The following is a 15,266-nucleotide window of genomic DNA, read 5'->3' on the forward strand; positions in this document are numbered from 1 at the left end:
CTATCAAGTCCGGGGCCGTCAGGTGCGGCGTTTTCGCCCGAACCGGTCCGGCGCATAGGGCGCAAGATCGAGGTTCGGTTTCCTGCCGGAAATCAACTGGGACAGGATCCGCCCCGTCTTCGGCCCGCCCGTCAGCCCGACATGCTGGTGACCGAAGCCGAGCCAGGCACCTTTCAGCGACGGGATTTCGCCGATCACCGGGATCGAGTCCGTCGGTGCGGGGCGATGACCCATCCAGACGGTTTCTTCCGCGAAGGTCAGATCCGGCAGCGCCTGGCGCACGGAGCGCCGCAGCAGCTCCAGCGGCGCCTCGGACGCCCCGGCCTCAAGCCCGCCGAACTCGACAACGCCCGCGGCCCGGAGGCGACCGTCCATCGGCGTCAGCAGGAACTTTCCCGACGCGACCGCGACCGGAGTCGACGGCATCGCCGAGGGTTCCCAGAACTCGAGATGATAGCCGCGCTCGCTTTCCAGCGGCATGTCGAGACCGAAACCGCCGAGCAGACGTCCCGACCAGGCGCCGAGCGCCACCACCACAGCGTCGCCGGGGATCGTCTCGCCGCCGGCGCGCACGCCGGTCGCCCGGCCGTTCTCGCGCGTGATTTCCGAAACATCCGCCTTCACCAGCTTCCCGCCTGCGGCTTCGAAATGCGCCGCAAGCGCTTTCACATAGCCCCCCGGATCGGAGATCCGGCCGTGGTCGAGAAAACGGACGCCATAGCCGAAACGGTCTGCGAAAATCGGCTCGCGCGTGCGGACCGCTTCGGTATCCAGCTCCTCGAAACGGAAGCCGTGCGCCTTGCGGACCGACCAGGCGAAGGCGTCCCCCTCGAAATGCGCCCGGTTGTCGTAGGCGACGAGATAGTCGGACGGATGGATGTATCTCTCCGCCCCCGTTCCGGCGGCAAGCGCCTGATGATCGTTGACGCAATCGCCGATGATCGGCACCAGCGCCGCCGCGATCCGCCGCGCATCGTCTGCATTGGCATGCGAGAGATAACGCACCAGCCAGGGCAGCAGCTTCGGCAGATAGGACCAGCGCAGGAAGAGCGGCTGGTCCGGATCGAACAGCATTCTCGGCGCCTTGGCGATCAATCCAGGTCCGGTGACCGGCACGATCGAGCCGGACGCGAGCAGACCGGCATTGCCGTAGCTCGTACCGCCCGCCGGCCCTTCCCGGTCGACCAGGGTGACGCCATGCCCATCCCGCTGCAGCCAGATCGCGGTCGAGACGCCGACGATCCCGGCACCGACGACAATGACATGCTTCTTGCCGGAGGCGTCCGTTGCCGCCGCATCCATCATTTGCGCTCCCCCGCTGGATCTGCAGCGGATCGTAGGTGCTTGCCGGAACGGTGTATAGGCGCCGCTGGAAACGGGTCTGATGCGCTGGCGGAAATGCAATTGAAAGACAATATATTCGAACGAACACAGGTATTTATCGTTGTTTCGCCATCAATCATTCCCGAAACCGTCACATCCCGGTGACACGAACATTCGAACGCTCCTGATATCCGTTCCGCTTTCTTCGCCGGGGAGCGCCGGGAACCAGTGGATACGCATTCCGTGCCAAGAGCCTTTCGTAACCTGCGGCCGCAGCCCTACCTGCTGCTGCTGCCGGCCTTTCTGTGTCTGGCGGCCTTCACCTATTGGCCGATGCTGCAGGTCTTCCTCGCCTCGCTGACCGACAAGAAACGGGCTGGAGACGACGGGAGCTTTGTCGGAGCCGGCAACTACCTGACGATCTTCACCGAGGCCGACTTCCTCGGCGCACTCTGGAACAACGCGCTCTATGCCGCCGGCACGGTCATTCCGAGCATCGCGCTCGGCTTTCTCTTCGCCCTTGCCCTGCGCGAGACCACGAACCTCTCCTCGATCCTGCGCTCCGCCCTGTTCTTTCCCACTCTGGTCCCGCTGGTCGGCGCGTCGGCGATCTTCATCTTCGTCTTCATGCCGGATATCGGACTGTTGGATTACTACCTCGCCAAGCTCGGCCTCTCGGCAACCAACTGGCTCGGCGATCCCGACCTGGCGCTGGCCTCTCTGATGGCGCTCACCACCTGGAAGAATGCCGGCTACTACATGCTGTTCTTCCTCGCGGGCTTGCAGGGCGTGCCGAAGGACGCCGAGGAGGCAGCGAAGATCGAGGGCGCAAACTGGCTGCAGCGACTCTATTTCGTGATCATTCCGATGCTCGGGCCGACATTTGCCTTCGTCGTCGTCATCGCGCTGATCAGTGCAGTCAGCCAGATCGACCATGTCATCGTCATGACACAGGGCGGGCCGAACAACGCAACCAACCTGCTGCTCTATTACATCTACCAACAGGCTCACGAATTCTACGATCTCGGCAAGGCAACGGCGGCGACTGTGGTCACGCTGGCAGCCCTGCTCGCGCTTTCTTTCCTGTCGCTCCGCACCATGGAACGGAAGGTGCACTATGAGACGTGATCCGAGGCGATGGATCGCGCCCGGCGCGCTACTCGCCGCCGTTATGTGCGCCGTCGTCTTCCTCTGGTCGACGCCCTTTCTCTGGATGCTGGTGGCAAGCTTCCGGCCGGACAGCGCCGGCGGTCTCGGGATGGCCTCTCTTTTTCCTGATTTTGCGCCGACGCTGCAGAGCTACGTCTACGCCATCGAGGACGGGGACTGGCCGCTATGGTTCCTGAACTCGGCGATCCTCGTGACCGGCACGCTGATCGTGCAACTCGTCACCATCAGTCTCGCCGGCTACGCGTTCGCACGCATCTCCTTCCCGGGCAAGGAGGCGCTGTTCTACCTCTTCCTGCTGCAGCTCATGCTGGCGCCGCCGGTCTTGATCGTGCCGAACCTGACCACGCTGGTGCATCTCGGGCTGTACGACACGCTCGTCGGCGTGATGGCGCCCTACTGGGGTTCGGCCTTCGGGACCTTCCTGATGCGGCAGACCTTCCGCACCATTCCGAAGGATTTCGAGGAGGCCGCGATCATCGACGGCGCGTCCTGGTGGCAGGTACTGCGTCACGTTCTGATCCCGCTCTCGCTGCCCGGGCTCACCGCCTTTTCCATCGTTTCGGTGGTCTATCACTGGAACGAGTTTCTCTGGCCCCTGATGGTCATCAACGATCCCGACAAGATGGTCTTGACCGTGGGCCTCGTCAGCTTCGCGCAAGGCGCGGAGGGAGCGTCCGACTGGGGGCTGATCGCCGCCGGCACGCTCTTCATCATGGCGCCGCTCTTCATCGCCTTCACGGCGTTCCAGCGGCAATTCGTCAACAGTTTCATGTCATCCGGCGTGAAATAAGGAGCTTAGCAATGTTCTTCAGGTCTGCGGTTGGCGCCCTCTGCGCCGGTCTGATCGCCTCGTCCGCCGTTGCGGCCGAGCGTATCGAGTTCATGTTCCCCGCCCCCGTGCAGGGCAAGCTGTCCCGGGAAATGCAGAAGCTGGTGAAGGAGTTCAACTCCTCCCAGAGCGATGTCGAGGTCGTCGGTGTCTTTACCGGTAGCTACGATGACACCAAGGTCAAGTCGCAGGCTGCGGCCGAGGCCGGAAAGCCGCCGGCAGTGGTGCTGATGAGCGCCAACTTCGCAACCGAGCTGGCCATGAACGAACTCATCGTTCCGATGGAACAACTTGCCGGCGACGCCGATCTCGACGCCATGATGGAAGAGTTCTGGCCGGCAGTGCGTCCGAATGCGCATTTCGCGGGGAAGGTGTATTCGATCCCGTTCCAGAACTCGACGCCGATCCTCTACTACAACAAGGAACACTTCGCCGAAGCCGGCATCACGAAGGCGCCTGAAACCTGGGCCGAATGGGTCGATGCGGCGAAGAAACTGACCAAGGCCGACGGCGAGCGCTGGGGCATCATGATGCCGTCGAACTACGACTATAACGGCTGGCTGGTCCAGGCCCTGACCATGGCCAACGGCGGTCAGTTCTACAACACCGTCTATCCGGGCGAAATCTTCTACGACCACGCCTCGACGCAGGGCGCGCTCAAGTTCTGGCGCGACTTCGCGCACCAGCACAAGGCGATGCCGACCGGCGTGACCGACAGCAAGCAGGTCTCCACCGCCTTTTTCTCCGGCAAGGCCTCCATGATCGTGCTTTCCACCGGCGCGCTCTCCTTCGTCCGCGACAATGCGAAGTTCGACTACGACGTCGCCTTCATGCCGCGCAACATCCGCAACTCGGTTCCGATCGGCGGCGCCTCCCTGGTTTCCTTCAAGGGCACGACCGACGCGCAGAAGACGGCCGCCTGGTCCTTCATTTCCTGGCTGACCTCGGCCGAGAAGATTGGCCATTGGTCTCGCTTCACCGGCTATTTCGCCCCGCGCAAGACCGCCTACGATCTGCCGGAAATGAAGAAGTTCGTCTCCGAGAATCCGGACGCGCTTCGGGCTGTCGAACAACTCGCCTATGCCGGTCCGTGGATCGCGACCTACAACACCGTCGCTGTCAGAAAGGCCGTCGAGGACGAGATGCAGGCCCTGCTCTCCGACCCGGAGCTGACCTACCGCGAGGCTGCCGCCCGGGCGCAGGAGAATGCCGACAAGGTGCTTGCCCCCTACGCCGAGCAGACCGCGCTGTCGCTGCAATAAGCAAGCGGCGCCATCGCTTCAAGAACAAGGCCCCGTCGGCAGCGGCGGGGCCTTTCTCCTTCCTTGAACTAGTCCGGCAGCCTGACGGCCAGTTCAATCTCGACCTGCAGCTCAGGCGTGGCGAGCGCCGCAACGCCAACACCGGTCAGGCTCGGCTGCACGCCATCGAAGGCGGCAAGGAATTCCGGCATCAGAGCCTCGAGGCGGTCGGGAGTCAGATTGACCATGTAGATCCGCGCCATGACGACATCGGCGAAGCACGCACCGACCGCCTCCAGAGCAGCCCGTGCATTCCGCGCCGACAGTTTCATCTGCTCGGCCACGTCGTCCGGCACGGGCGCGCCGCCCGGCCTTGTCGCCACCTGCCCCGAGACGAAGGCCAACCGTCCCGGCTCGACGATGGATATCTGTGAATAGCCGAGTTCTGCGGCATTCGGCAGCGTGGACGGGTTCAGACGCGCGATTGCAGGGGACATGGCTGACAGGTCCTGATGGAAAGCACAACGCCGGCATGGCTGTTGAGGCATATCGCCGTCATATATGCATTGGATTTCCCGAGTACTAGCTTGCCGCCACCGAAGCCGCGCCGCTTGTGGCCAGCGCCGAGCCGTCGGCGGCGAAGAAATGCGCGTCACCTGGAATGAAGCCGATCTCAATCTCGTCGCCCGGCGCGGGACGGGTACCGCCGCGTTGTTTCAGGCAGGCGCGCCGGCCGTCGAAGGCGACATGCACGAGCGCCTCGCCGCCAAGCGGTTCGACCTGTACGACGCGGGCGCGCCACTGGACCGGCAGCGGTCCCTCGTTCCGGCAGAGCTTGAGATCGTCCGGGCGGACGCCGATTTCGCTGGCGCCTTCCTTCGGCAAGACACCGCTGAAGCTCTCGGCCGGCAGGAAATTCATCACCGGAGCGCCAATGAAGCCGGCGACAAAACGGTTGGCGGGGCGGGAATAAAGCTCGTCCGGGGTGCCGATCTGCTGGATCACACCACCGTTCAGCACCACGATCCGGTCCGCCATGGTCATGGCTTCGACCTGGTCATGGGTGACGTAGATCATCGTGGTGCCAAGCCGGGACTGCAGCGCCTTGATCTCGGTGCGCATGTGGTTGCGCAGCTGGGCATCGAGATTGGAGAGCGGCTCGTCCATCAGGAAGGCGTCGGGCTGGCGGATGATCGCCCGGCCCATGGCGACGCGCTGCCGCTGACCGCCGGAGAGAGCGCGCGGCTTGCGTTCCAGGAGAGCGCCAAGGCCAAGCATTTCCGCCGTCTCGCGTACAGCGGCGTCCCGCGCCGCGCGCGACACGCCCTTGAGGCGCAGGCCGAAGCCGATATTCTCGGCTACCGTCATGTGCGGGTACAGCGCGTAGTTCTGGAACACCATGGAGATGTTCCGTTCCTTCGGCGTCAGTTCCGTGACATCGCGTTCGCCGATGAAGATGCGGCCGTCCGAGACCGGCTCCAAGCCCGCCAACATCCGCAGCAGCGTGGTCTTGCCGCAGCCCGACGGGCCGACATAGACGACGAACTCGCCTTCCGCGATCCTGAGATCGAGGCTTCTGATCACCTCGACCTCGCCGAAATTCTTGGAAATGTCCTGGTACCGGATCCCGCTCATCGACCGCTCCTCTGAAGAAGCGATCTTTCTACCCGGCTGAGACTACAGGGTTATGAAAGCGGGAATCATACCGGACGAATCCACCCGATCAGGCAGCTTTCTGTTCCTCGGCCCCGTTCGTCGTGGATTCGACCAGCGCGCCGTGAAGGACCTTGATCGCCTCCTCGAACCGGCCCTCCTCGAGCACGAACATCATGTCGACCTTGCGGGAAAGACGCTGAAGGCCGAGCAGTTCGATTCCAGCCTCCGCCAGCGCGGTGAGCGCCCGCGCCTCCAGGCCGGGCACCGCCATGTCACTGCCGATCGCCGAGACGATGGAGACCGTCCGGGTCGAGATTTCCGCCGTCGGGAAGGTCTCGCTCAGATCCGCGATCACCCGTTGCACGGCCTTCTTCGAGCCGCCGAGATAGTGGGTGATGGTGTTCGCGTTCGAGGTCTTGGTGATGATGCGGACATTGTGCCGCTTCAGCGCGTCCAGGATCCCGGTATCGTAGCCCTTCACGCCGACCATTTCCTGCTCGAAGAACTCCAGCAGATGCACGTCCTTCAGGCCGGTGACGATCTCGACGCGCGGCGTATCCGACACGTAGTTCCCGTAGAACATCGTTCCCGGATCGGCAGGATCGAAGGTGTTCCGCACCCGGAGCGGGATGTCCGCCTGGCGCAGCCCCTTCGCCGCATTCGGATGCACCGCTTCCATCCCCATGTTGGAGAGCTGGTCGGCGACATCGTAGTTGGTCTGGCCGATGGTCCGCACCTTGTCCGCCCCGACCATCTTCGGGTCGGCGCTCGAAAGGTGGAACTCCTTGTGAATCACCGCCTCGTGCGCCCCGGTCACAACCGCGAGGCGAGAGAAGGTAACCTCGGTGTAGCCGCGGTCGAAGCGGCGCACCATGCCGTCGGCACAATGGGCGTAGCCAGTGACGATCGGCAGCTCGCGGGAGAAATCGATCCCTTCGAGCGCGCCGGCGATCCGTTCGTCGAGGCTGGGATTGCTGTCATCGCGCCATCCCGTCAGATCGACAAAGACCGCACTCAGGCCGTTATCCTTGAGCAGAAGCGAGGTGTTGAAGGCACTGTGCGCCTCGCCGAGCCCGGCAAGCATCTCGCGCACCGTCTCCAGGTGACGGTCGAGCCGGAACTGGCCGTGCGTGCAAAGCCGCTGCAAGTCGAGCAGACAGGTGCGCACGCCCTCGATCCGGTCGCGCACGAAGCCGTCGGCAAGCCGCCGCGAGGCCGGATCGTCCAGCACATCGGCATTCTTGGCGATCATGTCATCGCCGAGTTCCGTCAGCGCATCGCCCCAGGCCCAGTCCGACTCGGCACCGGCATATTGCGCGAACACGCCGGCAGCACCGGACTTCTTGTGCTCCAGAAGCTTGTCGGTCATCCCCGCATAGGCCGAAACCACGAAGATCCGGTTGTACGGATCCGCGTCGCTATGCTCGCGGAGGAACACGTTCTTCAGGACGGCGTCGGTATTGGCGATCGACGTTCCGCCGATCTTCTCCACCGTGTGACGGGGCGAGACTGGCTCAAGCATGGTTACTCCAATGGACTTCCTGAGTGTGCGGCGAGCGGCCTTTTTCAGGCCGCGTCATCCACATCGGCGGCATAGGCGCCGTCTTCGTCGTGCACCTCGCGGCCGGAAACCGGCGGATTGAAGCAGCAGGCCACGACCATGCCCTCGGGGCCACCGCGCAGGATATGCCGGTCGTGCTGGTCGAGCGCGTACATCGTGCCGACCTTGATTTCGTGGGTCTCGCCCTTGGCGATGTCCGTGATCGAGCCGCCGCCGGAGACGCAATAGACCGACTCGAAATGGTTCTTGTATTCGAACTCGTGCTCCGAGTTCGGGAAGATCGTGGTGATGTGGAAGCTGAAGCCCATCTTGTCGTCCTTCAGAAGCATCCGGACGCTTTCCCAGCCTTCGGTCACCACATGCCGCTCGGTATCGCGGCAATCGTCATACGTGCGAACAATCATCTTTCTATCCAGTAATCCTAGGTTTCGTCGATCGGCGAGCGGCTTTAGGCCGCAGCAGCGCCGTTCTTGGCCGTAACCGATTTCATGGCTTCCGCCAAGATGTCCAGGCCGCGCTCGAACTGGGCAAACTCGATGGTCAGCGGCGCCAGGACCTTCACCACTTCGCCATGGGCGCCGGAGGTCTCGATGATCAGGCCACGGCTGAAGCACTCGGCGCAGATTTCATCCGCAAGCTCGCCGGAGCCGACATCGATCCCGCGGAACATGCCGCGGCCCTTGACCGTACCGCCGTGCTTCGCCGCAAGCGCCGTCAGACGCTCCTCAAGGAACTCGGCCTTGACCTCGACCTTCTGCGAGAAGCTGCTGTCGGACCAGAATTTCTCCAGAGCGACGCGGGCGGTCACGAAAGCGTGGTTGTTGCCCCGGAAGGTGCCGTTATGTTCCGCCGGGCCCCAGATATCGAGATCCGGATGCAACAGGGTCATGGCGAAAGGCAGGCCCATGCCGGAAAGCGACTTGGCCATCGTCACGATGTCCGGACAGATGCCCAGCTTCTCGAAGGAGAAGAAGGTTCCGGTCCGGCCGCAACCGGCCTGAATGTCGTCGACGATCAGCAGCGAGCCATGCTCGCGGGCGACGCGCTCGACGGTCTGCAGCCACTCGGCGCTGGCCTCGTTGAGACCGCCCTCGCCCTGCACCGTCTCCAGGATGAAGGCCGCCGGCGGTTCATACCCGCTGGACGGGTTGTTCAGCAGTTCCTCGAGCACCTTCCCGCTGTCGATATCCTCGCCGAGCGCGCGGTCGTACGGCATCCGGTCGACACCTTCGAGCGGACGCGACGCTCCCTTGCGGTGATAGCCGTTGCCGGTGCAGGCGAGCGCACCAAGAGTCACCCCGTGGAATCCGTTGGTGAAGGCGATGATGCGGTCGCGGCCGGTCACCTTGCGGGCCAGCTTGAGAGCCGCCTCGACCGCGTTGGCGCCGGTCGGACCCGTGAACTGGACGCGATAGTTCATCTCCCGCGGCTTCAGGATGTAATCGCTGAAGGCCTGGAGGAAGGCGCCCTTCGCCTCGGTATGGAAATCCAGCCCGTGAGCGATGCCGTCGCCGGCGATGTAATCGACCAGCGCCTGTTTCATGTCCGGGTCGTTATGGCCGTAATTCAGCGAGGAACAGCCGGCGAGAAAGTCGATATAGGTCTTGCCGTCCGCATCGGTGATTTCGGCGCCCGAGGCGGAGGTAAAGGTTGTCGGGAACGAGCGGCAATAGCTGCGCACGTTGGATTCGGTGTTCTCGTAAACGGAGAGGTCAACAGTCATGACGAGTCCTTTCGACTTCATGTCTGGCAGTGAAAATCGGTTCTGGAAAACGCACGGCGTGTCGGATCAGGCGGCGGTGGCCATGTCCCCGGTCTCGATCGGGCCGATTCGGCAGAGATACTCGGTCGCGTGTTCGCCGTCGAAATGAGCGTCGCGCCGGAAATGGGGCCGCTCGCTCAGGTCCCCGTCGAATTCCGAAGCGATCGAGCGAAACAGCCCCCAGGAGGCATCGTTATCGCGCGTGATCGTGCTCTCGATGTGCGAGACTTCCGCGCAGACATCGCGGTCGAGAAGGGACTTAAGCATCTTCTTGGCGAGCCCGCGCCCGCGCATCTGCGGCGCGACGGCGACCTGCCAGACGAACAGAGTGCCTTTCTTCGCCGGCGGCAGATAGGCCGACACCCAGCCGACAACTTCATCGTCATGCTCGGCAACGATGCAGGTGTCGGCAAAGTGCGTGCACTGCAGCAGATTGCAATACATCGAATTGTCGTCGAGCGCATCCAGGTCGCCGATCAGGCGCCACACGGCCGCGCCGTCTTCCGAGGTCGGTTTTCGGAAACGGACGCCACCGGCCATAGCCGGGCCAGCGGCAACTTCTTTAGATATCTCGATACGCATAGGTGCCCCCGTTGCAACAACCGCAAGATACTTAGTTAGGCTAACTAATAAAGTCAACGACAGTTCCGCGATGCTCGAATTTTTTCTCCCTCCCGGCTCAAAACAGGCATTGAGAATAAAATATTTTTCCCACGGATCATCGGTTTTTCTGCCTCTCTGGCGGCGCAGGAAATTTTCATAGACAAAAAATAGCCTGAAAATCGGCATCAAATTACTTTGCTTACAAAACTAATTTGATTTTTCGCGCTTGGCGACTCGCTCCAACTCGTCTACCGGTTTGAACACGATGACGGAGAAGCGCTCACAACACGCCCTGATCGTCCTGCGCCGGATTCTGCGCGCGACGGAGAATCGCGCCCGCACACTGTCGCGTCAGTCCGGCCTCACCGCCTCCCAGCTGCTGTTGCTGCAGACACTGGAGGACGAGGGCGAATGCACGGCAGGCCGAATCGCGGGCCGGCTCGGTATCACCCAGGCGACGACAACCTCCCTTGTACAGAAACTCGAGACCAAAGGTCTCGTCGTCCGCAAGCGGGGCGACACCGACCGGCGGACGGTCTGGCTCACACTCAGTGATTCGGGTCGGCAGAAACTGGCCGATGCGCCCGACAGTCTTCACGAACTGTTCAGCCGGCGTTTTGAGAAACTCGACGACTGGGAGCAGATGATGCTGATGGCCAGCCTCGAACGGGTCGCCGCGATGCTGGACGCCGAAGAGATCGATGCCTCACCGGTGCTGGATATCGGCGCCCTCGACCGGGAAGCCTAGCAGGCGCGTCTGGCAGGCAGGCGATTCCCCACCGCCCCAAAACCAACGTCAGCCGTCGGAGATCCGGCGTCCGAAATAGGCGAGGCCAACGAGGATCATCGAAGCCCCCGGGCCACCGTCCGACAACGGCAGCATCAGGCGCGAGTACCCGCGGTACGACCGGAGTTCTGATACCGGTCGCTCTCTTTCGTAATGCGGCACACAGTCTCGGGCCACCTGCTCGTAGATCGCGAAGACCTGATCGAGGTTCTCGACACCGTCTATTTCAGCAAACCTCTGCCCGGTTCGATCCTCGCCGAATTCCTTCGCGACTTCCGTTCCCATGAGCCGAACCCGGAAGTCACCAATGTCATCCGCAACATCGATAAGCATCAGACGGGGAAGAATCCAGGTAAGCTCGGCAGGATCGATATCCGTGCGGGAAGGCGCGAGTCGTCCGCCCCGTCTCTCCGCCCAGTAATCGTACAGCCGACGCAGCTCCGGGTCGTCAATGACGGCGGAGACATGCAATGCACCCATCTTGTCGCTCCCCTTGTCCGCCGCCGCAAATGAGCCTTGAGTCACCAATATTCGAACGCAAATTTATTAAAATTACCCTTACCCGAACCGCCAGTCCATGTTCACGACAGAATCGGCGCCCCGTCGGGAACGCCCTGCCGGGACGAGGACACGCGCCGGAGTCGCGCCGTCCGGCTTCGCAATGCGTGAAGTTCGGCATTCCCATCCGGGCGAATTCCTGCGCTTCTGTTCGGTAGCGCTCGACATTCCGGTCAATCTGTCGAAAAGTTCGCTTTCAAGTGAAAGCAAAAATCTTCACACGAAACCCGCAACACGATAAAAGCGCGGGAATTCAAAAGCAGGGAGGTACAATCATGAACAGACGCAGGATCATGGGTTTCGCGGCGGCAGCTGTCGGGATTCTTACCTTGGGATGGCCGGGCGCGTCCCATGCGCTCGACGCACGATTCCAGGACAAGAATGGCGACCTGGTCGCGGACACGCCGACCGATCCCTCGCAGCAGGTCGATCCCAGCACCATCATCTTCGCTTATACGCCGGTCGAAGACCCGGCCGTCTATGCGAAGGTCTGGGACGGCTTCCTGCGCCACATGGAAAAGGTCACCGGCAAGAAGGTCCAGTTCTTCCCCGTCCAGTCGAATGCCGCCCAGATCGAGGCTATGCGCGCCGGCCGTCTGCATGTCGCCGGCTTCAACACCGGCTCGAACCCGCTGGCCGTGAACTGCGCCGGGTTCGTCTCCTTCGCCATGATGGCGTCGAAGGACGGAGACTTCGGCTACAACATGGAAATCATCACCTACCCGGGCAGCGGCATCGAGAAGGTCGAGGATATCAAGGGCAAGAAGATGGCCTTCACCTCGCAGACCTCCAATTCCGGCTTCAAGGCGCCGTCCGCGATCCTGAAGGCGGATTACGGCATGGTGCCGGAAAAGGATTTCGAGCCGGTCTTCTCCGGCAAGCATGACAACTCGATTCTCGGCGTCGCCAACAAGGATTATCCGGCCGCCGCAATCGCCAACTCGGTCTGGCACCGGATGCTCGCCCGCGATGTGGTCCAGGAAGGCCAGATCATCTCGATCTACAAGTCGCAGACCTTCCCGACCACGGGCTTCGGCTATGTCTACAATCTGAAGCCCGAACTGCAGGAGAAGATCAAGGAAGCCTTCTTCAGCTTCAACTGGGAAGGCTCTGCCCTCAAGGAAGAGTTCGCCCGCTCCGGCGAGGAACAGTTCATTCCGATCACCTACAAGGAATACTGGGACGTGATCCGGAAGATCGACGCCGCGAACGGCGTGTCCTACGCCTGCAAGTAAGACGAACCAGCGTCCAAGCGAGTTGATCGCACGACGCGATCCAAAAAAAGAGTTGAGGAGCGCCTGCATGTTGCGACTTGAAGGTCTGTCGAAAGTCTACGGGACAGGCGATCGGGCGCTCACCGACGTTAGTCTTTCCGTCGAACCCGGTCAGGTCATCGGCCTGATCGGGCCGTCGGGAGCCGGAAAATCCACTCTGATCCGGTGCGTCAACCGGCTGGTGGAACCCACGTCCGGGAGGATTTTCCTGGGCGATCTCGAGATCACCGGGCTCAGCCGGGGCGGACTGCGCCAAGCCCGCAGGCGGATCGGGATGATCTTTCAGGAATATGCCCTGGTCGAGCGCCTGACCGTGATGGAGAACGTTCTCTCGGGGCGGCTCGGCTATGTCGGTTTCTGGCGCAGCTTCTTCCGCAAGTTTCCGCCCGAAGCGATCGAGAACGCCTACCGGTTGCTCGACCGTGTCGGCCTCAGCGCGCATGTGAACAAGCGCGCGGATGCGCTTTCCGGCGGCCAGCGCCAGCGCGTCGGCATCGCCCGTGCGCTCGAACAGGACCCGGACCTGCTGCTGATCGACGAGCCCACCGCCTCGCTCGATCCCAAGACCTCGCGGCAAATCATGCGCCTGATCGTCGAAATCTGCGACGAGCGCGGACTGCCGGCGATCATCAATATTCACGACGTCGCCCTCGCGCAGCAGTTCGTGCGCCGGGTCATCGGGCTGCAGGCCGGCAAGGTCGTGTTCGACGGCAGTCCGGACGAACTCGATGCGAACGTGCTGACCCGGATCTACGGCGAAGAGGACTGGTCCGCGACCATCCGCAAGGTCGATGAGGATGGCGACGGCGACGATCAGGCCGAAACGGAAGACCATATCGCCGCACTCGACCGCGAGCGCATGGCCGGCCTGACATGACCGCGAGCGCCGCAACCTCCTATCCGAGGACCTGGTCACGCCCGCCCTTCGTGAAGCGCGCCTGGCTGCGCTGGACGCTCTATCTCGGCGCCCTCGTCTATCTGGTCGCCTCGGTCGGGTCGGTCGAGGTGAACTGGACGCGCGTCTGGGAAGGCCTCGACCGCGGACTGCGCTTCGTCGAAGGTTTCCTTGTGCCGGACTTCACCAGCAGATGGGAGGATATCCTCATCGGTATGGAAGAGAGCCTGACAATGACCGTCGCCTCGACCATCGTCGGCGTCCTGATCTCGGTTCCGATCGGCATCGGCGCCGCGCGCAATATTGCACCCCTGCCAATCTACGCGATCTGCCGGGCGATCATCGCCCTCTCGCGAAGCTTCCAGGAGATCATCGTCGCCATCCTGTTCGTCGCGATGTTCGGCTTCGGACCGCTGGCCGGTTTCATGACCCTCTCCTTCGCCACCATCGGTTTCCTCGCCAAGCTGCTGGCCGAAGATATCGAGGATATCGACGAGAGCCAGGCCGAGGCCGTGCGGGCCACCGGCGCCGGTTGGTGGCAGATCATCAACTACGCGATCCAGCCGCAGGTCATGCCGCGCCTGATCGGGCTCAGCCTCTACCGGCTCGACATCAATTTCCGTGAGTCCGCCGTGATCGGCATCGTCGGCGCGGGCGGAATCGGCGCCACGCTGAACACGGCGATGGACCGCTACGAATACGATTCGGCGGCGGCGATCCTGATCCTGATCATCCTGATCGTGATGGCGGCCGAATATTCCTCTGGCTATGTCCGGAAGTGGCTCCAATGATGCGCGGCATCCAATTCGACAAGTCCTGGCAGAAACGGACGACGCGGCAGGAACTCGCGCTCTGGCTCGGCTGGCTGGCGCTGATCGCGTTCTTCGTCTTCTGCTGGGAGGTGATGAACAAGAACACGATCTGGGCCTTCGTTTCCGATGCGCCGCGGCAGGCGATGGACATCGGCTCCCGTATGGTGCCGCCGCGCTGGGACTACCTGCCGAACCTTGCGGAGCCGCTCTGGGATACCATCGCGATCGCCACGCTCGGCACGCTGATGGCGCTCTTCATGGCCGTTCCGGTCGCTTTCATGGCAGCCCGGAACACGACGCCGAGCACTCGTTTCGTGCGTCCGGTTGCGCTGCTCATCATCGTGTCCAGCCGCTCGATCAACTCTCTCATCTGGGCGCTTCTGCTGGTCGCGATCATCGGCCCGGGCGTGATGGCCGGCATCGTCGCCATCGCCTTCCGCTCGATCGGATTCGTCGCCAAGCTGCTCTATGAGGCGATCGAGGAGATCGATCCGGGCCAGGTCGAGGCGGTTTCGGCCACCGGCGCGAGCAAGGCACAGGTCATGGACTACGCTGTCGTGCCGCAGATCCTGCCGGCCTTCGCCGGAATCACGGTATTCCGCTGGGACATCAATATCCGCGAGTCGACCGTGCTCGGGCTGGTCGGAGCAGGCGGTCTCGGGCTGCGCCTGCAGGAATCCCTGAACGTGCTGGCCTGGCCGCAGGTGACCATTATCTTCATCCTGATCCTGATCACCGTCCTCGTGAGCGAGTGGGTGTCAGCGAAGGTGCGGCACGCCATCATCTAGAGGCGGC

Annotated in this window: 16 protein-coding genes; 8 read left to right on the forward strand and 8 right to left on the reverse strand. The window is 62.7% G+C overall.

The features are described from left to right. Nucleotides 1-18: 18 nt before the first annotated feature. Nucleotides 19-1,302 carry an NAD(P)/FAD-dependent oxidoreductase gene (locus ACOOE1_RS09515; protein WP_420406113.1) on the reverse strand — a complete coding sequence of 428 codons (1,284 nt, stop codon included), beginning with the start codon at nt 1,300-1,302 and terminating at the stop codon, nt 19-21. Between the two features lie 264 nt (nt 1,303-1,566). Between ACOOE1_RS09515 and ACOOE1_RS09520 the strand changes: the two genes are divergently transcribed. From ACOOE1_RS09520 to ACOOE1_RS09530, 3 genes are read left to right on the forward strand one after another with little or no spacing between them, the layout of a single operon-like run. Continuing rightward, nucleotides 1,567-2,451 (forward strand): carbohydrate ABC transporter permease, encoded by an 885-nt coding sequence (locus ACOOE1_RS09520; protein WP_420406114.1) that lies wholly within the window; start codon nt 1,567-1,569, stop codon nt 2,449-2,451. Further along, entirely contained in the window at nt 2,441-3,283 is an 843-nt protein-coding gene (locus ACOOE1_RS09525; RefSeq protein ID WP_420406115.1) for a carbohydrate ABC transporter permease, read from the forward strand. Before ACOOE1_RS09520 ends, ACOOE1_RS09525 begins: the two co-directional genes overlap by 11 nt. An 11-nt stretch (nt 3,284-3,294) precedes the next feature. Further along, nucleotides 3,295-4,584, forward strand: coding sequence for an ABC transporter substrate-binding protein (locus tag ACOOE1_RS09530; RefSeq protein ID WP_420406116.1), 1,290 nt, complete (start codon nt 3,295-3,297; stop codon nt 4,582-4,584). Nucleotides 4,585-4,652: 68 nt separating this feature from the next. Here the strand turns inward: ACOOE1_RS09530 and ACOOE1_RS09535 are convergent, their stop codons facing one another. The 6 genes from ACOOE1_RS09535 to ectA form a co-directional block, all read right to left on the reverse strand. Then, nucleotides 4,653-5,060, reverse strand: a complete 408-nt coding sequence (locus tag ACOOE1_RS09535; RefSeq protein ID WP_420406117.1) for a RidA family protein — start codon at nt 5,058-5,060, stop codon at nt 4,653-4,655. 85 nt (nt 5,061-5,145) lie between these two features. Further along, entirely contained in the window at nt 5,146-6,198 is a 1,053-nt protein-coding gene (locus ACOOE1_RS09540) for an ABC transporter ATP-binding protein (protein ID WP_420406118.1), read from the reverse strand. An 88-nt stretch (nt 6,199-6,286) separates the two neighbouring features. Beyond that, nucleotides 6,287-7,741: an aspartate kinase gene (locus ACOOE1_RS09545; RefSeq protein WP_420406119.1), complete on the reverse strand. Its 1,455-nt coding sequence runs from the start codon at nt 7,739-7,741 to the stop codon at nt 6,287-6,289. Between the two features lie 44 nt (nt 7,742-7,785). Continuing rightward, on the reverse strand, nt 7,786-8,184 hold the full coding sequence (locus tag ACOOE1_RS09550; RefSeq protein WP_420406120.1) for an ectoine synthase: 399 nt from the start codon (nt 8,182-8,184) through the stop codon (nt 7,786-7,788). Nucleotides 8,185-8,228: 44 nt separating this feature from the next. Next, on the reverse strand, nt 8,229-9,503 hold the full coding sequence (gene ectB, locus ACOOE1_RS09555) for a diaminobutyrate--2-oxoglutarate transaminase (RefSeq protein ID WP_420406121.1): 1,275 nt from the start codon (nt 9,501-9,503) through the stop codon (nt 8,229-8,231). A 66-nt stretch (nt 9,504-9,569) separates the two neighbouring features. Continuing rightward, entirely contained in the window at nt 9,570-10,331 is a 762-nt protein-coding gene (ectA, locus tag ACOOE1_RS09560) for a diaminobutyrate acetyltransferase (RefSeq protein ID WP_420406122.1), read from the reverse strand. A gap of 79 nt (nt 10,332-10,410) precedes the next feature. Here ectA and ACOOE1_RS09565 point away from each other — a divergent pair, with 79 nt between their 5' ends. Continuing rightward, the gene (locus ACOOE1_RS09565; protein ID WP_420406123.1) at nt 10,411-10,893 is read left to right on the forward strand and encodes a MarR family winged helix-turn-helix transcriptional regulator; all 483 of its coding nucleotides are present in this window, start codon (nt 10,411-10,413) and stop codon (nt 10,891-10,893) included. A 48-nt stretch (nt 10,894-10,941) separates the two neighbouring features. On the opposite strand, the gene ACOOE1_RS09570 is transcribed toward ACOOE1_RS09565, so the two are convergent. Next, nucleotides 10,942-11,412, reverse strand: coding sequence for a PAS domain-containing protein (locus ACOOE1_RS09570; RefSeq protein ID WP_420406124.1), 471 nt, complete (start codon nt 11,410-11,412; stop codon nt 10,942-10,944). Between the two features lie 353 nt (nt 11,413-11,765). Here ACOOE1_RS09570 and phnD point away from each other — a divergent pair, with 353 nt between their 5' ends. The 4 genes from phnD to phnE (ACOOE1_RS09590) all read left to right on the forward strand — a co-directional run bounded on the left by phnD (nt 11,766) and on the right by phnE (ACOOE1_RS09590) (nt 15,259). Further along, nucleotides 11,766-12,725, forward strand: a complete 960-nt coding sequence (gene phnD / locus ACOOE1_RS09575; protein ID WP_420406125.1) for a phosphate/phosphite/phosphonate ABC transporter substrate-binding protein — start codon at nt 11,766-11,768, stop codon at nt 12,723-12,725. Between the two features lie 67 nt (nt 12,726-12,792). Further along, nucleotides 12,793-13,641 (forward strand): phosphonate ABC transporter ATP-binding protein, encoded by an 849-nt coding sequence (gene phnC, locus ACOOE1_RS09580; protein ID WP_420406126.1) that lies wholly within the window; start codon nt 12,793-12,795, stop codon nt 13,639-13,641. Then, complete coding sequence (phnE, locus tag ACOOE1_RS09585; RefSeq protein WP_420406127.1) at nt 13,638-14,450, forward strand: phosphonate ABC transporter, permease protein PhnE; 813 nt, start codon at nt 13,638-13,640, stop codon at nt 14,448-14,450. Before phnC ends, phnE (ACOOE1_RS09585) begins: the two co-directional genes overlap by 4 nt. Beyond that, complete coding sequence (gene phnE / locus ACOOE1_RS09590) at nt 14,447-15,259, forward strand: phosphonate ABC transporter, permease protein PhnE (RefSeq protein ID WP_420406128.1); 813 nt, start codon at nt 14,447-14,449, stop codon at nt 15,257-15,259. Before phnE (ACOOE1_RS09585) ends, phnE (ACOOE1_RS09590) begins: the two co-directional genes overlap by 4 nt. The last annotated feature ends 7 nt before the right edge of the window (nt 15,260-15,266 follow it).

The organism is Nisaea sp. (assembly GCF_965216895.1).
In the GTDB taxonomy this organism is placed as follows: Bacteria; Pseudomonadota; Alphaproteobacteria; order Thalassobaculales; family Thalassobaculaceae; genus Nisaea.